This is a genomic window from Candidatus Campylobacter infans, from assembly GCF_013416015.1.
Classification (GTDB): domain Bacteria; phylum Campylobacterota; class Campylobacteria; order Campylobacterales; family Campylobacteraceae; genus Campylobacter; species Campylobacter infans.
On sequence record NZ_CP049075.1, the window covers coordinates 1,050,142 to 1,073,105 of the forward strand.

Sequence of the window (22,964 nt, forward strand, 5' to 3'; positions counted from 1 at the left end):
AGATTAGATTATATCAGCGTTTTTTGATGCTAAGGCAGATAATAATTTTATCTGTTCAAAGTCTAGCTCTGTGTTATCATCGAATCTAACTTTATCTATTTTATAGTAATTATCACCAAGAGCATATTCTGCTATTATTTTATTATTTCCTTGTGTTATTATTAGGTCATAGTTAGAATTTGAGCTAAATGATAAATCACTAAGTTTTATGCCATCTTTAAACTCAATAATATCTTTACTATCATCATTTATTCTATAACTATCATAATTATAAATACTATCTACTCCCCCAATTTTTACCAAATACATAAGTATCATTACCTCTGCTTCCATTTAAATAATCATTGCCAGATCCGCCTATTAAGATATCATCACCATTTTCACCATATAGATAGTCCTTGCCATTGCCGCCATCTAGTGTATCATTGCCATTTCCACCATAAATTCTATCATCTCCATCTTCGCCATTTAATATATCGTCTTTTGAGTTGCCATATACATAGTTATTGCCAGAGCCTGCATTTACTGTATTTTCTACATCCATAAAGCCATAAAGATTTTGAGTGCTATCTTTACCTTGTAATACTAATTTTCTTAAATCAGCAAAGCTTAGCTCTGTGTTATCATCGAATCTAACTTTATCTATTTTATAGTAATTATCACCAAGAGCATATTCTGCTATTATTTTATTATTTCCTTGTGTTATTATTAGGTCATAGTTAGAATTTGAGCTAAATGATAAATCACTAAGTTTTATGCCATCTTTAAACTCAATAATATCTTTACTATCATCATTTATTCTATAACTATCATAATTATAAATACTATCTACTCCCCAATTTTTACCAAATACATAAGTATCATTACCTCTGCTTCCATTTAAATAATCATTGCCAGATCCGCCTATTAAGATATCATCACCATTTTCACCATATAGATAGTCCTTGCCATTGCCGCCAAGCAACACATCATTTGAATACAAGCCATTTAACCTGCTATTGTCATCACCAGCTTTTAAAATTTTTATATTTAAATTATTAGTAATTTGTGTTAAATATTCAGTATCAGTTACTATATTTTGTGCTAATATTTTTTGTGTAGTGTTTAAAATTATAGACTTTTGCTCTTCATCAAGTAAGGCTAAGCTTTCTAAAAACTCTTTATTTTCTATCGCTTGCTTAATCAACATCGATTCTACCGCTTTTTTTAGATTTTTATCATTGTAAATAGCATTGAATTCAATATAATCTATTAAAGCATCAGCTGCGCTAGTTTGTAAATTTTCTTTAAATTGCATAGCTACTTTATCAAAATTTAAAGCAAATTCATAAGTATCATCATCATTTAGCGCCATATTTACTTCTATATTTTTAGCATATTTATCTAGTCTTGTGCTTACTAAAAGAGATTTATACACATAACTTATTATACTATCATATGCTTTTTCAATACTCTGTATTGCGCTTTTTACTTCTTCATTGCTACTTACATATAAAACTTTATTTTCTTTACCGCTAAACACACTTACAACAGCTGCTTTTGTGGCTAGTTCTTTTATTTTAGCACTATCTGTATCACTAATTTTAAACTCATATAAAGCCAAAGCTTGCCCTGGTGTTAGGCTTTTTGAGTTTGGCGCGTTTTCATTACTAGTTATTATATTGCCTTCATTGCTTAGTATTTCATCATTTATAGTGATTTCATTATTATTTGCTCTTTTTATTGCTTCATTTATCCCAGAGCTTGTAGTGCCACTTGCTACTGAGCTTATGTTTATTTTTGCTTTTTGGATAGGGTTATCTATTTCTTTGTATTGTTTAGCTGTTTTAGCCCATAAATTTACTAATGTTTCAACATTGCTTAATTGTTGTTGTTTTGTATTTAATGCTTTATAACTTTCATAAGCATTTTTTATTTCATCACTTAAAGATAAATTAAAATTTCTTACAAAACCAGTTCCTTTAATAATGCCATCTGTATCATCAAGTATATTTCTTTGTATTGTATCCACACTAAAATCAATATCACTTGCTAGATTATTTTTGCTTTCATTGCTAATATTTGTGCTAAATGAGCCAATTAAAATTTGCTTATTATCTTTATCTAGGGCTGTATTATCAGCCATAAATTCTAAATCTATGCTTTTAATATTATGCTCATTTAGAGTTTTTAGCTCATTTTTTTGGCTTATACCATCGCTGTTTTTATCTTGCCAAACTAAAATTTCATTAAAGGCTTTATCATTACTATCAAAAATGCCATCATTATTATCATCTAAATCTTTTAAAGCCTGGGCGCCGTTTTTAGCTAACTCGCCATTTTTTAGTTTTGTGAAGTTGCCAAATAATTCTGCTCCGCTAGTGATTTTACCATCACCATCTATATCTCTTGCTAAAATGCCATCACTACTATTTACCCAACTTGATTTAAAAGCTATTTTATCACCATTATGATCAAAGAATACGCCATTTTCTAGGCTTAAAGTATCAATTTTGCCATTATTGTTTAAATCAAGGGCGATAGGGTCGTAAAGTGAGATATTTAGCGTATCACCGCCAAGTGAGTGCCCATTTACTACAAAGTCCCCTAAATTAGCAACTAATTTATCAAAAAGCCCGCTTTGCTTGCTTTTATCTATAAGCAACTTAGTTGTATCATATCCACTTTTTGCTAGTAGATACATAGTTCTCAGCATATCTACTACGCTATTTGAGCTATCGTTATAGTCTGAGCCACTCTTTTTAGGATACAACAAAGCTGAATTATCGCCGTTATTTATCATATTTGCTAAGCCTTCTAGCTCCTGTGTATTTAATTTTGCGGTATCACCAATTTCTTTTGATACATTATCGTAAATTTTTTCAGTGTAATTTCCCAGCTCAAAGCCAAAATTTTCTTTTAAAATATCGCTTATTTTTATTGCCGCTAGTGTAGAAGCTGTGGTGACCAATATGCCACTTCCAAAGTATGTTCCAACAGCCACAATAGAGGCTCCTTGTATAAAATTTCCTACATAGTGGGCTATATTATGTTCAATATCTTTGTTTTTATCATAGCTTAAAGTAAAATCTAGTAATAATAACTTAGAACTTTTTGCTAATTCAAAAGCTTTTGTACCCTCAATCTCTCCGTATAGATTTTTAAAATTATCTATAACAGAGCCTAAGCCAGCATCAATTACATTTAGAGTATTTTTTACGGTATCTTTAATGCTATTGTCGTTTTCTTGTTTTAGCATTGTTTTTGCCGTAGTTTGGTTATTTTCCATTGTTTTCTCCTTTTAGTTTTATTACGAAGTTATCAAAACTGTATAAAGTTTCTAGCTCTAATATATTTATATTAAAATTACTTTGAAAATATTTATTTAGTTTTTTTTCATCTCTTTTGTAAAAAGGAATTTCGATTATATTAAAATTATTATCCACTATTATTAAAGTTTTTAGTTTTAAAGTTATCTCTCTATAAATAAAAAAAGAAAGAATGTAAGCAAGTGGAAAAAAAATAAAAAATATATATAATATAATTCTTATAAAAAATTTTTATTTTACTTACTTTGTATTTCATTGAGTTTAAATTATTACTTTCGCCATACATTGAAAATGAATAAAGAAGTGCAACACTACAATTTAGTATATTATCAGGTGTTATTTCAATGTATTTATTATTTTTCTGATAAATAATTTTATTTTTTATAAAAACTTATAATAGGATTTTTACGAAATATAAAAAGATAAATAGTGATAAAAAAGCACTCCATAAGTAGCAGCTAAAAGGTTATTGTCTCTAAACGAGCCAACTTCTACGGCTCTTTGTTCGGCAGTAGTAGTAAGAAAAATCTTTACTATTAGTTCAACCGCAATAATAATAATAGCTAACAATAGCATTTTATCACTATAATTTTTTATGCTAAATAATGAATGTTCTTTATTTGTATTTATTTGTTCCATTGCTCCACCTTGTCTATCTTTTCAGAACCTTTTAAAAATTTAAAACCAAAACCCGCATTTTAGTAAAAAACTAGCTTTTAAAGCTAAATTCTAGCTAAATATTGCTGAAACCAAGTTCAACTTCGCCAATAACATTAATATTAGTTATTTCGTTTTTTTGATTAAATTTTCATTGTAGATTAATTTTATTGTAATTACAGCATCTGCTTTTGCTAGGCTATTTTATTAAAAATAAGAGAAATTTCATTTAACGGATTAAGCCAAATTATATCCACAGGTTTAATTTAAAGCACAAAGCTATTTTACTTACAAAAATACAAAATCAACAAATAATTATAAACACACATAAACCTAATACTTTATAAATAACAATACGCAAAGCAGATCTTACATAATAAACCATCTCATTTAGAAATTACATTAAATAAGATTAGATTATATCAGCGTTTTTTGATGCTAAGGCAGCTAATAATTTTATTTGTTCAAAGCTTAGCTCTGTGTTATCATCGAATCTAACTTTATCTATTTTATAGTAATTATCACCAAGAGCATATTCTGCTATTATTTTATTATTTCCTTGTGTTATTATTAGGTCATAGTTAGAATTTGAGCTAAATGATAAATCACTAAGTTTTATGCCATCTTTAAACTCAATAATATCTTTACTATCATCATTTATTCTATAACTATCATAATTATAAATACTATCTACTCCCCAATTTTTACCAAATACATAAGTATCATTACCTCTGCTTCCATTTAAATAATCATTGCCAGATCCACCTATTAAGATATCATCACCATTTTCACCATATAGATAGTCCTTGCCATTGCCACCATCTAGTGTATCATTGCCATTTCCACCATAAATTCTATCATCTCCATCTTCGCCATTTAATATATCGTCTTTTGAGTTGCCATATACATAGTTATTGCCAGAGCCTGCATTTACTGTATTTTCTACATCCATAAAGCCATAAAGATTTTTAGTGCTATCTTTACCCTGTAATACTAATTTTCTTAAATCAGCAAAGCTTAGCTCTGTGTTATCATCGAATCTAACTTTATCTATTTTATAGTAATTATCACCAAGAGCATATTCTGCTATTATTTTATTATTTCCTTGTGTTATTATTAGGTCATAGTTAGAATTTGAGCTAAATGATAAATCACTAAGTTTTATGCCATCTTTAAACTCAATAATATCTTTACTATCATCATTTATTCTATAACTATCGTAATTATAAATACTATCTACTCCCCAATTTTTACCAAATACATAAGTATCATTACCTCTGCTTCCATTTAAATAATCATTGCCAGATCCGCCTATTAAGATATCATCACCATTTTCACCATATAGATAGTCCTTGCCATTGCCGCCATCTAGTGTATCATTGCCATTTCCACCATAAATTCTATCATCTCCATCTTCGCCATTTAATATATCGTCTTTTGAGTTGCCATATACATAGTTATTGCCAGAGCCTGCATTTACTGTATTTTCTACATCCATAAAGCCATAAAGATTTTGAGTGCTATCTTTACCTTGTAATACTAATTTTCTTAAATCAGCAAAGCTTAGCTCTGTGTTATCATCGAATCTAACTTTATCTATTTTATAGTAATTATCACCAAGAGCATATTCTGCTATTATTTTATTATTTCCTTGTGTTATTATTAGGTCATAGTTAGGGATTTGAGCTAAATGATAAATCACTAAGTTTTATGCCATCTTTAAACTCAATAATATCTTTACTATCATCATTTATTCTATAACTATCATAATTATAAATACTATCTACTCCCCAATTTTTTACCAAATACATAAGTATCATTACCTCTGCTTCCATTTAAATAATCATTGCCAGATCCGCCTATTAAGATATCATCACCATTTTCACCATATAGATAGTCCTTGCCATTGCCGCCATCTAGTGTATCATTGCCATTTCCACCATAAATTCTATCATCTCCATCTTCGCCATTTAATATATCGTCTTTTGAGTTGCCATATACATAGTTATTGCCAGAGCCTGCATTTACTGTATTTTCTACATCCATAAAGCCATAAAGATTTTGAGTGCTATCTTTACCCTGTAATACTAATTTTCTTAAATCAGCAAAGCTTAGCTCTGTGTTATCATCGAATCTAACTTTATCTATTTTATAGTAATTATCACCAAGAGCATATTCTGCTATTATTTTATTATTTCCTTGTGTTATTATTAGGTCATAGTTAGAATTTGAGCTAAATGATAAATCACTAAGTTTTATGCCATCTTTAAACTCAATAATATCTTTACTATCATCATTTATTCTATAACTATCATAATTATAAATACTATCTACTCCCCAATTTTTACCAAATACATAAGTATCATTACCTCTGCTTCCATTTAAATAATCATTGCCAGATCCGCCTATTAAGATATCATCACCATTTTCACCATATAGATAGTCCTTGCCATTGCCGCCAAGCAACACATCATTTGAATACAAGCCATTTAACCTGCTATTGTCATCACCAGCTTTTTAAAAATTTTTTATATTTAAATTATTAGTAATTTGTGTTAAATATTCAGTATCAGTTACTATATTTTGTGCTAATATTTTTTTGTGTAGTGTTTAAAATTATAGACTTTTGCTCTTCATCAAGTAAGGCTAAGCTTTCTAAAAACTCTTTATTTTCTATCGCTTGCTTAATCAACATCGATTCTACCGCTTTTTTTTAGATTTTTATCATTGTAAATAGCATTGAATTCAATATAATCTATTAAAGCATCAGCTGCGCTAGTTTGTAAATTTTTCTTTAAATTGCATAGCTACTTTATCGAAATTTAAAGCAAATTCATAAGTATCATCATCATTTAGCGCCATATTTACTTCTATATTTTTTAGCATATTTATCTAGTCTTGTGCTTACTAAAAGAGATTTATACACATAACTTATTATACTATCATATGCTTTTTCAATACTCTGTATTGCGCTTTTTACTTCTTCATTGCTACTTACATATAAAACTTTATTTTCTTTACCGCTAAACACACTTACAACAGCTGCTTTTGTGGCTAGTTCTTGTATTTTAGCACTATCTGTATCACTAATTTTAAACTCATATAAAGCCAAAGCTTGCCCTGGTGTTAGGCTTTTTGAGTTTGGTGCGTTTTCATTGCTAGTTATTATATTGCCTTCATTGCTTAGTATTTCATCATTTATAGTGATTTCATTATTATTTGCTCTTTTTATTGCTTCATCTATCCCAGAGCTTGTAGTGCCACTTGCTACTGAGCTTATGTTTATTTTTGCTTTTTGGATAGGGTTATCTATTTCTTTGTATTGTTTAGCTGTTTTAGCCCATAAATTTACTAATGTTTCAACATTGCTTAATTGTTGTTGTTTTGTATTTAATGTTTTATAACTTTCATAAGCATTTTTTATTTCATCATTTAAAGATAAATTAAAATTTCTTACAAAACCAGTTCCTTTAATAATGCCATCTGTATCATCAAGTATATTTCTTTGTATTGTATCCACACTAAAATCAATATCACTTGCTAGATTATTTTTGCTTTCATTGCTAATATTTGTGCTAAATGAGCCAATTAAAATTTGCTTATTATCTTTATCTAGGGCTGTATTATCAGCCATAAATTCTAAATCTATGCTTTTAATATTATGCTCATTTAGAGTTTTTAGCTCATTTTTTTGGCTTATACCATCGCTGTTTTTATCTTGCCAAACTAAAATTTCATTAAAGGCTTTATCATTACTATCAAAAATGCCATCATTATTATCATCTAAATCTTTTAAAGCCTGGGCGCCATTTTTAGCTAACTCGCCATTTTTTAGTTTTGTGAAGTTGCCAAATAATTCTGCTCCGCTAGTGATTTTACCATCACCATCTATATCTCTTGCTAAAATGCCATCACTACTATTTACCCAGCTTGATTTAAAAGCTACTTTATCACCATTGTGATCAAAAAATACGCCGTTTTCTAGGCTTAGAGTATCTATCTTGCCGTTACCATCAAGATCAAGAGCGATAGGGTCGTAAAGGGATACGCTTAATATTTTCTCATCAAAATTACCACTTTGAATAGCTTTTGTTAAATTTTCTATTAAATGCTTGTATATATAGCTTAGTTCTCTAAGCGGACCACTTTTACTAAAAAAATCTAAAATCAAACTTCCGCCAGTATCTAGCGCAATACTTTTGCCAAAATGCTCCCCGCCGTAAGTGCCATTTGATATAGGGTCTCTTGTGTCGTAAAAATTTAAAACTTTATCCTGTGCTACCTCTTGCTCCTCTTTGCTTAAAATATTTTCTATGTATTTTTTTATAGGATAAGCATTAAAGGTCATCGCTTCCATATTTAGCTTTGCTCCCACAGCAGCAGCTAGTGCCCCACCTAGCGAGTGCCCAGTAAAGCTTATTTTAGCATCAGGATCTTTGGCTAAAATTTCAGCTATTTGCTTGCTAGCAAATGCAAAAGCTTGGTTAAATTGCTCACTATTAAGCCCTCCTAACAATCCAGTATTTGTAAGCGACATAGATACATCATCTAAATAATCCCAAACATCACCAATCTCAGTGCCGCGAAAGGTAATTACATATTCATTTGTTTCAGTGTTTTTAAACACAGTTCCACTAAAACCGCCACCATCCTCATTTGTTTGTTCCACTACTTGAAAACTAGAATTTGTGGCTGGATTAGTTAAAGGTTTTCCTTTATACATTTCTTTTTCCTTATTGATATTTTCATCATTCTCCACAGCATTCTTATAGCTTTCATTGGCTAAAAAAGCCGTATCTTTTACATTGTTTAAAGTTATGTTTTTCATTTGTTTTCCTTATTTGTTATTGTTTTTATTTTTGATAAATGACATTAAATAGTCACGACCGCCACTATCCCTTTTTATATATCTATTGCATCGCCCACTTGCATCAATACAAAGAGGACCAGCATCACTCCAAGGTGTCCAAACATACCCTATATACTTTTTATCTCCTTTACAATCAAAACTATCGCATACATAAATATTGTTTTTTGTGTAAGCAAAGTTAAGAAATTTTTTTTCTTTTTCATATTCAAAATATATATTATCTTTCTCTCCAAATTTTTTTTCAGGATTTTCAATATACTCAAAATCATCATTAACTATTTCAAGCTTTACAGGCAAAAGATTTACTATTATCCTTTGTGGCACCTCTAAACCCCAAAAATACAGCAAAAAAAACAAAAAGGCGATAGAAATTCTTTTAATTATTGCTTTATTTGCTAGATTTTGAAAATACTTTCTTTCTCTAAACAACAAAGCAGTCAAAATAACAAGAGGTGCCAAAAATAAAGATGGATAAAAATGCACATATTCTATCATCAAAGCCAAAAGCAAATAAAAAGCTAAAAGTACTACTTTAAATTTTGCTTTAATATCTAGTTTTATCACACCATAAGGTATATATGTGTATAAAAAAATAAACCCAGCAATAAATACCAAACCAAACGGCAAAAGAACAAGACCCATAACTTAACCTTTATAATATTTTAATTTTTCTCTTATTTTTATTTTTTACCCCTTTTTTAAAAAGTTAGTATTCTGGTAGAAAATTTTATAAACCCATTTTTAAATTCTAGAATTTAACCAAAAATCATTGTCTAAAAAACCAAAACCCGCATTCTAGCAAAAAGCTAGCTTTTTTTTAAGCTAAATTCTAGATAAATATTACACAAATTCTAGAATTTTATTAATTTATTATTCTAAAAATATTTAAATATTTTTAAAGAATAAATTTACATATTTTAATATAAAATAAAACTCCAAATTCTAGAATTTAAAAAAGCCAAATTCTAGAATTTAACCCCCACCAAATACACAAATGCCCAAATTCTAAAATTCCTTAAATTCTAGAATTTAACTCCATCGCTTAGGGTTATCTCTCCAGCCTCGGCTCTTTTTATTGCTTCATTTATCCCAGAGCTTGTAGTGCCACTTGCTACTGAGCTTATATTTATTTTTGCTTTTTGTATAGGGTTATCTAGCTCTTTGTATTGTTTAGCTGTTTTAGCCCATAAATTTACTAATGTTTCAACATTGCTTAATTGTTGTTGTTTTGTATTTAATGCTTTATAACTTTCATAAGCATTTTTTATTTCATCATTTAAAGATAAATTAAAATTTCTTACAAAACCAGTTCCTTTAATAATGCCATATGTATCATCAAGTATATTTCTTTGTATTGTATCCACACTAAAATCAATATCACTTGCTAGATTATTTTTGCTTTCATTGCTAATATTTGTGCTAAATGAGCCAATTAAAATTTGCTTATTATCTTTATCTAGGGCTGTGTTATCAGCCATAAATTCTAAATCTATGCTTTTAATATTATGCTCATTTAGAGTTTTTAGCTCATTTTTTTGGCTTATACCATCGCTGTTTTTATCTTGCCAAACTAAAATTTCATTAAATGCTTTATCATTACTATCAAAAATACCATCATTATTATCATCTAAATCTTTTAAAGCCTGGGCGCCATTTTTAGCTAACTCGCCATTTTTTAGTTTTGTGAAGTTGCCAAATAATTCTGCTCCGCTAGTGATTTTACCATCGCCATCTATATCTCTTGCTAAAATGCCATCACTACTATTTACCCAGCTTGATTTAAAAGCTACTTTATCACCATTGTGATCAAAGAATACACCATTTTCTAGGCTTAGAGTATCGATCTTGCCATTAGCATTTAAATCAAGAGCAATAGGGTCGTAAAGTGAGATATTATCTATTCCACTATTTTTAGCAAATTTTTCAAGTTGCTCTTTTGACATATTTAGAGCTTTTATCACTTCAGCAATTGGGTGACCTTTCATAAATGTGCGAACCCAATCATATATAGAAGCACCTATACCTAGCGTTCCTTCATCAGGAAAATAGCAATCTTGTGAATAACTTAAATCTTTGTTGTAAACTTCGCTAAGTAACTTTCCCGTATCTATTGTTATTGTGTTACCATAATCTTCCGCCATCTGACCTATTTTATCGGTGCTTAATTTTACATTTAAAACCTTGTCTTTATTTTGCTCAAACTTGTCAGAGTTAAAATCAGCTAGATTTTCTATCACTCCTTTAGCACCATATGGATTAAAAGCAGTGCCTTCTAGTCCAAATTCATAAGCCATTTGTTGAACTATTTCGCCACCTTGCGAATGCCCTGTTGTTGTAAATTTAGCATTAGGATTTTTTTCTAGTATTTCTTTCATATACATAGCAGTAAATATTTTAGCGCTTTCGGCTTGTTCGTTTATTTTACCAAAATGCATTTTTATATTATTTGAATGGTCATCGGGGCTAAATTTCTCTGTCCCTCTATATGATATCACATAGTTATCAGTGCCAACTTCTTTAAAAATTGTCATATCAAAGCCATTGTTATCTCTTTTTTGATCTATAACTTCAAATTTAGTTCCTGTTTGATCGTTTGATATAATTTTACCTTTTTTTATTTTCTCGCCACCCATATTTTCATATCCAGCTTCAGCTAAAAATGCATCATTACGCAACTTTGTCATTGAAATTGAAACACTATTTTGTGTCATTGTTTTCTCCTTGTTTGATTTGATTTTCTTTTAAAAAATTGATTATTTCATCCTCTTGATTATAAATACCATAAGCAGCAATACCTTTACCAACAGAACTTATAGAACCAAAACCACTTAAAAAAGTATGATTATACGCACTAGCATATGTTTTAGCTATAATTTTCCCATTTCCAGTTAAATCAATGTCATCATAGATGTAAATATCATATAATGGATAACTAAAAGAAAAGATGAAAGGGCAACCAATCGTTTCCCTGTCACACAAAATACTTTCTTTGCTCTTAGAAAATAAAATATTATTTTTTATTTTACCTTGATCATTTATTGTTATTATTTTATAATTATTATCTATAATTTTAATATTTAAATTACTATTTTTATGTGTTATATCAAGAATTATTTTTTGTGGCACCTCAAGCTGCCAAAGACAAAAAACACAAACAAAAGAGCTAAAAATAACTAGTTTTTTGCTGAAATCTTTATGAAAAAACATAAAGCCGCCAAAATACAAAGCAGTCACAAAAAATCCACTTATTATAAAGAATTCCTTGCTCCACATCGTATAATAACCCCACAGAGCGTATAGTCCAATAGCTAAAATTATAAAATGTATTTTTTTGCTAATTGCAAGCTTATAAATTACTACCGACCAAAAATAAGAAAAAATCAAAACAAGTACAAAATAACCAGCTAAAATAATAATACTAAACAAAAACAAAATATCACCTTTAAAAAGTATTGTTATATAAATTTTTTCTTATAACTTTCTTTTAAATTCTAGAATTCAAAAATCCAGCCAAATGTCCAAAGTCTAAAATTCCTTAAATTCTAGAATTTAGGCACTTATTTTAGGATTATCTAGCCCCTTGTATTTAGCGTAAAATTCGCCTATATCCTTGCTAAGACCTGGTTAAAGTCTCTCACAAAGCCAGTGCCTTTAACTAGCCCAGCACTTTCAGCCATTTCACGCCCTATTGTATCCACACTAAAATCAATATCACTTGCTAGATTATTTTTGCTTTCATTGCTAATATTTGTGCTAAATGAGCCGATTAAAATTTGCTTATTATCTTTATCTAGGGCTGTATTATCAGCCATAAATTCTAAATCTATGCTTTTAATATTATGCTCATTTAGAGTTTTTAGCTCATTTTTTTGGCTTATACCATCGCTGTTTTTATCTTGCCAAACTAGAATTTGCCCAAACGCCTCATCTCGCTCATCAAATACGCCATTTTCATCGCTATCAAGGTCGCTTAGAGCCTCTTTGCCATTTTTTGCTAACTCGCCATTTTTTAGTTTTGTGAAGTTGCCAAATAATTCTGCTCCGCTAGTGATTTTACCATCACCATCTATATCTCTTGCTAAAATGCCATCACTACTATTTACCCAGCTTGATTTAAAAGCTACTTTATCACCATTATGATCAAAGAATACGCCATTTTCTAGGCTTAAAGTATCAATTTTGCCGTTATTGTTTAAATCAAGGGCGATAGGGTCGTAAAGTGAGATATTTGCAGTATCTGCTAAATATTTAGCAAAATTTACAGTGCCATCTTCGTTAAAGTATTTTAAAGCGCCAGCGAAATCGGTGTATAGTTTTTGCTTATAATCCTTTGTAGGACTAATTATAAAATCAGCTGCTTGGTCTGCTAAATCCATAGCTTTCGCACATGCTTCAATAATGCCATTATAAGCATCTTCGCCCCAAACTGCACCAGCTATTCCGCCAAGTGTTCCACCTATTACAGTTCCAATTGGACCAAATAAACTACCAAGCCCAGCACCAGCTTCACCTACCAATATAGCAGTAGCAGCAGTTCCGATTACATCGTTCATACTTTTATCAGGGTTTCCTTGTGCGTCAAACACGCCAGAAACAACACCATCTACAATAGAATAAGCTTTACCTAACAATGTGCCTTTAACTACCGCATCGGCATGGCTCAATCCTTCTTTTAATAAATTACCACTAAAAGCTAAATATCCGCTAAATGCGGACATTGCAATATCTTTGCCAGTTGAGTCTTTGATTACAACTTCTCTTGTGCCGTTATTTTCTCTTGCATAAGCAAAACCTTGTCCCATAATTTACTCCTTAAATTTTATTAAAAAGCGACCATTGCTTTATATTTTTAGAATTTAAAAAATTTTTTAAGTCATCTAAAATCGCATTATCAAACAAATACTTGCTTACAAAAATAGTATTCCAAAATTTTTTGTGAGCTATGCTAATATCATTTGTTATTATTGTTCGCTTGTTCCAATAATATTTTATATCTTTGTAATACACTTTTTTTGAAAAAAATGTATATTTAGCAATTAAAAAATCATCATAGCAAAATATTTTTTCTAATTTTAATGTCAGCACAAACCAATACGGGATAAAAATAATTAACACTCCACCAATTAAATTCGGAATAATATTGTTAATGTTTAAAAATGCTACACAAATAAGAAATATAAATAAAAGCGATATTGTAAAAAAAATACCATACAGATTTGATTTAGTAGATTTTGTTTTTTGTATTGTCAAAATAGGCTCATCTACTTTTATATTATCTTTATTTTCCAAATTTCTTACCTTTCTAAATTTCAAAAAACTCCGAAATTCTACTCAACTTTTACTTAATTCATACTTGCTATATATATGAAGTTTAATTTAAGTAATTTAGCTTTTTTTAAATTTACTAAATTACTATAATTTATAAATTTAAATCTCGTCAGTATCACCGATACTGAACTCTTAAATTTACAAATTTGAACTTACGCAACTAGTAAATTTAAATTTGTAAATTTGTTTAAATTTAAGCTTTCAATGCCAAGTTCAGAGAGTGATTTTAATTCGTTTGTTTCTGAAACGCCGTTTGAATTGCTATCTTGCCAGATTTGGAGTTTGTCAAAATTTTCATCTAAATTTGAGATAATGCCATCGTTATTGCTATCTGGTTCTTTTAAAGCTTCAAAGCCATCTTTAGCATTTGGGTTTGTGTATGAGTAGTGATTGTTTGATTTAGATTTATTGCCAAATAATTCTGCTCCGCTAGTGATTTTACCATCACCATCTATATCTCTTGCTAGTATGCCATCCTCGCCACTTATCCAGCTACTTTTGAAGGCTATGTCATCACCATTGTGATCAAAGAATACACCATTGTCTAGGCTTAGAGTATCTATCTTGCCGTTACCATCAAGATCAAGAGCGATAGGGTCGTAAAGGGCAAACTGCTCTGTTGCTTTTTCAAATTGTTTTAACTGTTCTAAGTTCATTTTTAAAACATTGCTTATGCCTATTGCGCCTAGTTCCTTATGCTTTTCTAAAATTCTTGCTCTTTCTTGCTCTATTAGTAAAAATTCCTCGTGAAATATTTGCAATTCTTTTAGAGGTAATTTCGCTAAATGTTTAAAGTCATCATCTTTTAGTGTATCGTGTTTTATCATATCCATAAAAATTTCTATTTTTTCTTTCTCTTCTTTTGTTAAATTTTGGCTTTTTTCTTGCCAATCTTTTTTGCTAGCAGCATCAACAAAAGGTATATTCCAAGAAGGGACAATCTCTCCATCCCCTGTGCCTATTTTCACATTAGCAGCCCTAAAAGATTCTATAACTTTATCAATACAACTATTCCATAATGAACTATAAGCATCCGTATCATTTTCTAAATTATTCCAATAATTTATTGAATTTTTTCCATTTATATCGTCTAGCACAAAAGAAGCAATAAAATCAGATTTTCCTAAATAATATTCATCATCTTTTTTACTAATATTTGAGTTTCCATGTAGAGTAAAAAATGTATCTAATAGGCTTTTGCTTTCATCAAGTTCAAAACCAAATTTTTCTATTTTACCTGTTTTTACATCTAAATACTCAACCCACATGTGTCCTAAAAAAGACTCTTTGCCATTGATACGCATAGATTCAGATGACTCTAAGTGTATTGTTGCTATATATTCCATTGTTTCTCCTTTTTTTATGGTATGTATAATCTAAGACAAAGAAAAAATAAAAAAGTTATACAAAAATAATAAATATAAATAAGTCTATCTATATTGTTATTATTTAAATTAAAATAGCATTTTTTAAGAAATATTATAACCAATATAATACCTAAAACATGTAAAATTATTAAGAATAAATTATTTATTAAGTTATCTATAACTAGCAAGCTCCTTACTATCAAAACTGATTGAAAAATAAGCGGTAAAATAATAAAAAAATTAAATACTAAAAATAAAATTTTTTTCAAAAAGCACCTCTATATGGAATTCCATATAACTTCATAGTAGCGAATAAAAAGAAAAATACTAAAATCATAAAGAATAAAATTAACAATTCTGTAAAAATTATTTTATTATTTTTTTAATTGTAAAAATGTATTTATTAATAATTTAATCAATAAAATTTCATAAATTACAATCATAACTAAAATAGCAAAATAATCAAGATATTTATATAATATTAAATCATAATTATTTAAAAGAAAAATCATCGAAAAAAATAGAAAATAATCTATCAGCCTCACTAAACATTTTTTATAAAAGTAAAAAAATCCTATCGGCATAATAGCTATAACTAAGCAAAAAAATAGCAAACATCGCAAACAAAATAAACAAGATAATTTGCATATTTCTACTTTTAGCAAAAGAACATATTTTTAAATATTTTTCTCTCATTAAATCAATCCTTAATTCTAGAATTTAAGCAAAAAAATCATTTTCTAAAACCAAAATCCGCATTTTAGTAAAAAAACTAGCTTTTTTTAAGCTAAATTCTAGATAAATATTACACAAATTCTAGAATTTTATTAATTTATCTTTCTAAAAAAATATTTAAATATTTTAAAGGCAAAAAATTTACATATTTTAATATAAAATAAAACTCTAAATTCTAGAAATTCAAAAAAGCCAAATTCTAAATCTAGAATTTAAACTATAATTTAAATCTAAATCTAGAATTTAGCCCCCAACAAATACACAAATACCCAAATTCTAAAATTCCTTAAATTCTAGAATTTAAGCACTTATTTTTATGCTATTTACGCTAAAATCAATATCACTTGCTAGATTATTTTTGCTTTCATTGCTAATATTTGTGCTAAATGAGCCAATTAAAATTTGCTTATTATCTTTATCTAGGGCTGTATTATCAGCCATAAATTCTAAATCTATGCTTTTAATATTATGCTCATTTAGAGTTTTTAGCTCATTTTTTTGGCTTATACCATCGCTGTTTTTATCTTGCCAAACTAAAATTTCATTAAAGGCTTTATCATTACTATCAAAAATGCCATCATTATTATCATCTAAATCTTTTAAAGCCTGGGCGCCATTTTTAGCTAACTCGCCATTTTTTAGTTTTGTGAAGTTGCCAAATAATTCTGCTCCGCTAGTGATTTTACCATCACCATCTATATCTCTTGCTAAAATGCCATCACTACTATTTACCCAGCTTGATTTAAAAGCTACTTTATCACCATTATGATCAAAGAATACGCCATTTTCTAGGCTTAAAGTATCAATTTTGCCGTTATTGTTTAAATCAAGAGCGATAGGGTCGTAAAGTGAGATGTTTGCGGTATCAGCTAAATATTTAGCAAAATTTACAGTGCCATCTTCGTTAAAGTATTTCATTATCTTTACAAAGTCTAGGTAGAGTTTGTCGTGGTATTCTTCTTTGGCTTTTTGTGGATATAGTATAGCTGAGTTATCGCCATTATTTATCATATTTGCTAAGCCTTCGCGTTCAGCTGGAGTAAAACTATCAAATTTAACAAAATCAAATTTTTCGTTAATAAAATCGTATAAATCATCACCCCATAAAGAGCCTGCAACAGAGCCTGCAACAGCTCCAAATATCGCTCCTATTGGTCCACCCAGAAAAAAACCTGCTTTACCACCTATCCAGCCAGCTCCAATACCAGCAACTACTGCTCCTGTTATATTATCCATTTCTTTATTTGGATTTAATTTATGATCAAAAGCACCTGTGATAATGCCACTAGATACACCTAAAACTACAGATATAATTTTCCCTGGCGTTCCACCATATTGTGCAGATACTTCGCCGATAAAGCCAATATATCCACTAAATGAAGAAAAAGCTATATCGCTTGAGGCAATATCATTATTTGTTAAAAGAATGGTTTTAGAAGTTCCACTCATATTCGTCTCCTTTTATTATTTTGTTTGATATTAGTTTTTCTTTAATTTTTTTCAAATCATCATTAGAAAATAAAAAAGTTTCAATTATCATTAATCTACTATGTAAAAATATTTTACTTGTATCAATAAACATAATTTTACCGGTAAAAAGCCTTTTAGATAAGGAAACTTTTAAATCACTACATTTTATTTCTATATGACCTATGAGCCACCTTTTTATTATTTCATTTTTGGTAACTATAAGTTCTTGGAATAGTAAAGTATCAATAAAAATAAATAAAACAATAACAAATAATGTGCAAAAAAGTAAAGTAATAAGACCACTGGTACTTATTGATAAAAACAAAAAGATAAAAACAAAAAGAGAATATACAAATAATATAATTGTTTTTTTAATTAAATTACATTTAAAGCTTGCCGTTTCATTCATAACTCATCCTTTAACTTAATGGCAAAAATCTAAAATTTTAAACCAACATCCACATTTTAGTAAAAACTAGCTTTTAAAGCTAAATATTGCTGAAACCAAGTTCAACTTCGCCAATAACATTAATATTAGTTATTTCGTTTTTTTGATTAAAAACTTCAAAACTAGAATTTGTAGCAGAGTTGGTGATTATTCCATCTTTTGGCAAATGTTTATCTTTTTTGTAATCCTTATCGCTAGTCGGCTTTTCAACTTTATAAGCTTCATTTGCCACATAAGCAAAATCTTGAACATCTTTAAGCGTAATATTTTTCATTTTTTGTCTCCTTTTTGATGTTGTTTAATATATTCAAGTATAGTAAGGTTTTTTCCATTTACTTTATATTTAAATCCGTTTGTAAAACCCGTGCATTTACCACCTGTTTCTATATTTCTTAAAAAGCACATCAAAGTACTTTCTGCTATAAAAGGTGTTTTTGTTTGGCCTATTTTTCGTTCATTGATTGTTTTATTTATATCATCATAGATATAAACTTCTGCTTTTCTAAAATAAATCTCAAATAGTGAAATATTTGGCAAATACCCATCATTTTCAAACTTTAATTTTATATTAGATTTATCATTTTCGTTTAGCACTGTGTAGTTATTATTAAATATTTCTATTTTATCATCAAACATATTAATTATTACCTTTTGCGGCACTTCAACCTGCCATAAGCTCATAAATGTGCCTAACAAGCCGATACTAAAAAGTGATATCGCTCTGCGTTTTAAGTTATTTTGGGCTAGGGGGTTTGTGTGTATGATGTGATAGTATTTTTCATATGATTCTTGGCTCCGCCAAAAATAGCGCAAAAATACAGGCAAAGATATAAATCCGCAAGCAAATAAAAATGAAAAAAATCTACTTTCTTTATCAAAAAATAAAAAGGCAATGCCACCACAAAGCATTGCTAAAATAAGCACGCTAATCAATACTTTGCTAAATTTTGTAAGTGGTAAAAACCAGCACCCACAAATAGCCAACGCCCAAAAAAGCGGGAAAAACACCATAAAAATCATAAAAAACATAGGCAAAAATATGACAAGAATCATTTTTGTCCTTTAAAAAATTATTTTAAAAAAGCAAAGTCATATTTTAGTTAAAATTTATAAAAAAAATTAATAATTTCATGCTAAAATTATTTTTTTTGTAAAATATAATTACAATCTAAAATAAATAAAAATTTTATAAAACTTTACGGCTACAAAAAAGCCAAAAACTTCACCTACTGAAATACTTAATGCTTCATATCCTTTGCCTGTTTTAACCATTTTGTAACCTGGCACAAGGCATACACCTTAGAAGATGGCATTCCTAAAAAGAAACTTGAAGAATATCAAAAAAGTATTAGTTATAAAAGCCACAAATAATATAAAATATAACGCCACCAATATGGCAGATACAGTCACTTTATTTGAAAAAAGCGGATTATTAAAATAAACAGTTATAATACCTTGTTTATTTTTAAAATATTTTTCAACTGTGCCCACATAAACAAATATTTTATTTCCCCAATTCATCTATAACCGGCAATTTATCTATTGCAACTTTAAAGTATTGTTGATTTTCCCAATTATTTTTTATGCCAACCACGATTAATCTTTCTTTAGCTCTAGTGACTGCTACATTTAATAAATTTGGCTTACTAGATGCCCATTTTCTTGCACCTTCTTCTTTGCCACCAAGCACAAAAATTACAACCCTGCTTTCTTTTCCTTGCATTGTATGAATTGTTCCAACTGTTATTTTATTGCTTAATTGCGAAAAATCACTTTTTATCATACTTTTTAGAGCAAATACAACAGATCTAAATGGAGATACGATACTTATATACTTACTCTCATCTTCTTTAACTGCTGGTTCGTAAGTAGAGTATAAAATTTGAAGTATATTTTTTACAATTTGCATTTCATTAAAATTACAATATTTATCGCTTCCTTCCCAAGTTTTTGCATCTATAAAACAGCTAGGTACATTTATTTCATCTTTTTCTTTTTTACCTTGTATCATAAGTCCATCGTATGTAGTTTCATTTGAAATATCAAACATTATTTTATTACATCTATTATGTACTCTAAGCGGAGAGCCTACCCAAATTTTTGTTTCGCCTTGATTTAGATATGTGCCGTAAAATTGCGACATATCAGCTCTTGTTTGCACTGAGTTATTATATAAATCAAAAGCCAAATTTGCCTTAGTGTATTCTAATAAGGCAGTATTTATATTTTTAGGGATTGTAACGACTGGCTCTAGTTGAAGCGGATCACCTACTACAATGGCTCTTTTGCTTCTAATGAGCGCACCTAATGTAGCAGGCAAGGCTGCTTGTCCAGCTTCATCTATCATTAAGTAGCCAATAAATTCATCTTGTGTAAAAGAAAATAAACGAGAAAATGAAGCAAAAGTTGTAGATATTACAGGAATAACAAAAAATAACGACCTTACTATTTCTAAAATATCAGAGTTTTTATATAGCTCCTTGTCTAAGTTATTACTAAGATATTTTTCTATAAGACCTATATTAGTGCAAAATTTGCCAGCATTAGCCAAAATAGTTAATTCTTGTAGTTTTAAAGCCTTAACAAAAAGTTCTTTTTTAGCTTTAAATAAAGCTGTGTCGCTACCATCTTCATTCAACATAAATGGCGATGACTTTTCTCTTTTGTCATCGTTGTCGTTATATTTAAATGGGTTTTTTAATGCCAGCTCTGTTTGTATTTGACTTACGGCAGATTTAATAATATTGATAGCTTCTACATTATCCGCCATTTTTTTGAGCTACTATCTACAAATTTTATATTTTGCTCTATTTTTTGTTTGGAATTTTTAGCGATGCTTATTTGTTTTATAGTATCTTCAATTTGCTTGATTAAATCATTTTGTTTTTTGTGCCATTTTTTATTGCGAGCGGTATTAAATAAAGCCGTAAAAAACCCAGGTTTTAAATCTTTATGGTAGCGTATGAGATCGTTTAAAGAATCTAAATCCGTTTCTTTACTTTTAATAAGCAAACAGCAGTTATTTAAAGATTCTTCTAATGAATTAAAATTTAAAGCATTTAATTTATCATCAATGTCCTTATTTTCATTTTCTAAATTTTTAATCTCTTCTTGTTTTGATTTGATTTCTTTGATATACATATTAATGTCACAATTTTGTGTATATTCATCAGACAAAGATTTTACTTTTGATAAAGCTTTGGTAAATTCTTGTTTTGCTTTTTCCCATTGACTGCTTACATCTGTGTTTTTAACTCTGTATAAGAAATTTTTAAAAGACTCTATTTTATCAGTCATTTCTAGCTTATCTTTTGACAATGGAGCTTTTATGTTCGAGCAATACTTGGCATAATGATTGTTTGAGTGTGATATTACTTCATCATAGCATAAAGCACTTATAAAATTACTTTTATTCTTGCTATTGCCCAAGGTAGCGCACAGCAATCCCCAGCAATCTTCTTTATTTAATTTTGAAGCATACTCCGCAAAATACGCACAATGTGGCATATCTAAATCTATGCTATCTCTTTTTGGTATTTCTTTACTTATATTCTCTACAGCTCCATTATTTGATGAAGCCACGACAATTTCATATCCTATAAGAGATGGATTTAAGGCATAAACATATTTCTTTTTTTGCGGATTGCCTATAAATTTTAAAGTTTCATCTGGTGTTTGAAATTTAGATATTTGTTTAGCTCTTTGAATTATAATGTTTGCTATTATATCTTTTAATAGAGTTGTTTTTCCTGTGCCTGGAGGACCATTTACAGAGTAAAAACCACCTTCGGCTTTATAATGTTTTATAATTTGATTTACACAAAAAGATTGAGAAAATCTTAATGGATACTTGCTAGCAAATGAACCGTCTGCTTGATTATTTGGCATTAAAGATTTATTTATGAGATCTATATTTTTTCTTAAATCAATTCTTTTTCTCTCATCAATAGAGGGATTTAAATATTCTTTTAATAAGGTATTAGCATTGCCATTTTCAAATTTTTTAATAGCTGCAAAAATATCTTCTATAAAAAAGCTATTAATCATTGAATCCAAAGATTCTTTATTTTCTTGATTTAGTTTATCGCTCCAGCTAATTTCAGCTTGAATCATATTTGTAAATAAGTTAAAAGGTATATTTTTAATTATTATTTTATTTACTTCTGTAATCAATTCTTCTATTGATAGATTAGCTTGTTTAAGATTTTCTATATCTCTGGCTGTAAATAATTGAGATTTTTTGAACTCGCTATATAATTGTGGGCTTAGCTCATCAAAATGAACGCAAGCCCAAGAAGCGTTTGATATAACGATATCTTCTGAATTAAATTCCCAATTATTAAGATAGGCAGATTTGCCTTGCACAATTTTATTAAGCGTTAAGCAGTATCCTGCTGTTTCTATATCGGATTTTTCTAAACGGTCGTCTTCTTTATTTAGTTTTTCTAGTAAAAAGCTATATAAGCTAGGTTTCCACTCGCTATCTAATGGATATATTAACCCATATAATTTTATTTCTATTCTTAACTTTTTATCATCATCAGCAATTTTTTCTATTACTTGGGATAGTTCTTTGTTTAATTCTGAAATTTGGCATTTTATAACATTTATATTTTTGTTAGCTGAGATAACTTTTGCTTGGGATTGTAAAGCTTTTGAATTTAGTAATTCGCAATAAAGAAAATAATCTAAAGTTGATATTTCATTTTTCATAAAAACCTCAATGTTGCGTGTAGTCATAAATTTTAGTCTGGGAATTTTATTATACAAAGCTTATTTAA

Annotated in this window: 21 protein-coding genes and 1 pseudogene; all 22 read right to left on the minus strand. The window is 28.8% G+C overall.

Features of this window, described 5'->3' with window-relative positions:
* Positions 1–3 precede the first annotated feature (3 nt).
* The 22 genes and pseudogenes from CINF_RS05295 to CINF_RS05390 all read right to left on the minus strand — a co-directional run bounded on the left by CINF_RS05295 (position 4) and on the right by CINF_RS05390 (position 22,896).
* Entirely contained in the window at positions 4–318 is a 315-nt protein-coding gene (locus CINF_RS05295) for a hypothetical protein (RefSeq protein ID WP_179974760.1), read from the minus strand.
* Positions 278–3,268 carry a calcium-binding protein gene (locus tag CINF_RS05300; RefSeq protein WP_179974761.1) on the minus strand — a complete coding sequence of 997 codons (2,991 nt, stop codon included), beginning with the start codon at positions 3,266–3,268 and terminating at the stop codon, positions 278–280. Before CINF_RS05300 ends, CINF_RS05295 begins: the two co-directional genes overlap by 41 nt.
* 445 nt (positions 3,269–3,713) lie before the next feature.
* On the minus strand, positions 3,714–3,947 hold the full coding sequence (locus CINF_RS05305) for a hypothetical protein (protein WP_179974762.1): 234 nt from the start codon (positions 3,945–3,947) through the stop codon (positions 3,714–3,716).
* A gap of 430 nt (positions 3,948–4,377) precedes the next feature.
* Entirely contained in the window at positions 4,378–5,667 is a 1,290-nt protein-coding gene (locus tag CINF_RS05310) for a calcium-binding protein (RefSeq protein WP_179974763.1), read from the minus strand.
* Positions 5,639–5,785 carry a hypothetical protein gene (locus CINF_RS05315; RefSeq protein WP_179974764.1) on the minus strand — a complete coding sequence of 49 codons (147 nt, stop codon included), beginning with the start codon at positions 5,783–5,785 and terminating at the stop codon, positions 5,639–5,641. The genes CINF_RS05310 and CINF_RS05315 overlap by 29 nt, the downstream gene beginning before the upstream one ends.
* Positions 5,745–6,011 (minus strand): calcium-binding protein, encoded by a 267-nt coding sequence (locus CINF_RS09090; protein WP_179975943.1) that lies wholly within the window; start codon positions 6,009–6,011, stop codon positions 5,745–5,747. Before CINF_RS09090 ends, CINF_RS05315 begins: the two co-directional genes overlap by 41 nt.
* A gap of 318 nt (positions 6,012–6,329) precedes the next feature.
* Positions 6,330–6,464 (minus strand): annotated as a pseudogene (locus CINF_RS05325) (calcium-binding protein); the annotation flags it as partial.
* 70 nt (positions 6,465–6,534) lie between these two features.
* Positions 6,535–6,660, minus strand: a complete 126-nt coding sequence (locus tag CINF_RS09095; protein ID WP_275690493.1) for a hypothetical protein — start codon at positions 6,658–6,660, stop codon at positions 6,535–6,537.
* Between the two features lie 153 nt (positions 6,661–6,813).
* Entirely contained in the window at positions 6,814–8,793 is a 1,980-nt protein-coding gene (locus tag CINF_RS05330) for a Tle-like phospholipase domain-containing protein (RefSeq protein WP_179974765.1), read from the minus strand.
* A 9-nt stretch (positions 8,794–8,802) separates the two neighbouring features.
* A complete protein-coding gene (locus tag CINF_RS05335; RefSeq protein ID WP_179974766.1) occupies positions 8,803–9,477 on the minus strand; it encodes a hypothetical protein in 675 nt (224 codons plus the stop codon).
* Positions 9,478–9,857: 380 nt separating this feature from the next.
* Positions 9,858–11,546 (minus strand): Tle-like phospholipase domain-containing protein, encoded by a 1,689-nt coding sequence (locus tag CINF_RS05340; protein WP_179974767.1) that lies wholly within the window; start codon positions 11,544–11,546, stop codon positions 9,858–9,860.
* Complete coding sequence (locus CINF_RS05345; protein WP_178695464.1) at positions 11,533–12,267, minus strand: hypothetical protein; 735 nt, start codon at positions 12,265–12,267, stop codon at positions 11,533–11,535. Before CINF_RS05345 ends, CINF_RS05340 begins: the two co-directional genes overlap by 14 nt.
* Before the next feature lie 170 nt (positions 12,268–12,437).
* A complete protein-coding gene (locus CINF_RS05350) occupies positions 12,438–13,637 on the minus strand; it encodes a hypothetical protein (protein WP_179974768.1) in 1,200 nt (399 codons plus the stop codon).
* A gap of 10 nt (positions 13,638–13,647) precedes the next feature.
* The gene (locus tag CINF_RS05355; protein ID WP_179974769.1) at positions 13,648–14,124 is read right to left on the minus strand and encodes a hypothetical protein; all 477 of its coding nucleotides are present in this window, start codon (positions 14,122–14,124) and stop codon (positions 13,648–13,650) included.
* Positions 14,125–14,315: 191 nt separating this feature from the next.
* On the minus strand, positions 14,316–15,467 hold the full coding sequence (locus CINF_RS05360; protein WP_179974770.1) for a hypothetical protein: 1,152 nt from the start codon (positions 15,465–15,467) through the stop codon (positions 14,316–14,318).
* 1,098 nt (positions 15,468–16,565) lie between these two features.
* Complete coding sequence (locus CINF_RS05365) at positions 16,566–17,714, minus strand: hypothetical protein (protein ID WP_179974771.1); 1,149 nt, start codon at positions 17,712–17,714, stop codon at positions 16,566–16,568.
* Entirely contained in the window at positions 17,698–18,144 is a 447-nt protein-coding gene (locus tag CINF_RS05370; RefSeq protein WP_179974772.1) for a hypothetical protein, read from the minus strand. Before CINF_RS05370 ends, CINF_RS05365 begins: the two co-directional genes overlap by 17 nt.
* Positions 18,145–18,223: 79 nt before the next feature.
* Entirely contained in the window at positions 18,224–18,457 is a 234-nt protein-coding gene (locus CINF_RS05375) for a hypothetical protein (protein WP_179974773.1), read from the minus strand.
* Positions 18,454–19,236 (minus strand): hypothetical protein, encoded by a 783-nt coding sequence (locus CINF_RS05380; RefSeq protein WP_179974774.1) that lies wholly within the window; start codon positions 19,234–19,236, stop codon positions 18,454–18,456. Before CINF_RS05380 ends, CINF_RS05375 begins: the two co-directional genes overlap by 4 nt.
* 108 nt (positions 19,237–19,344) lie before the next feature.
* A complete protein-coding gene (locus CINF_RS09100) occupies positions 19,345–19,470 on the minus strand; it encodes a hypothetical protein (RefSeq protein ID WP_275690494.1) in 126 nt (41 codons plus the stop codon).
* Between the two features lie 217 nt (positions 19,471–19,687).
* On the minus strand, positions 19,688–20,824 hold the full coding sequence (locus CINF_RS05385; protein WP_179974775.1) for a DEAD/DEAH box helicase: 1,137 nt from the start codon (positions 20,822–20,824) through the stop codon (positions 19,688–19,690).
* Between the two features lie 113 nt (positions 20,825–20,937).
* Positions 20,938–22,896, minus strand: coding sequence for a DEAD/DEAH box helicase family protein (locus tag CINF_RS05390; protein WP_179974776.1), 1,959 nt, complete (start codon positions 22,894–22,896; stop codon positions 20,938–20,940).
* Positions 22,897–22,964 lie beyond the last annotated feature (68 nt).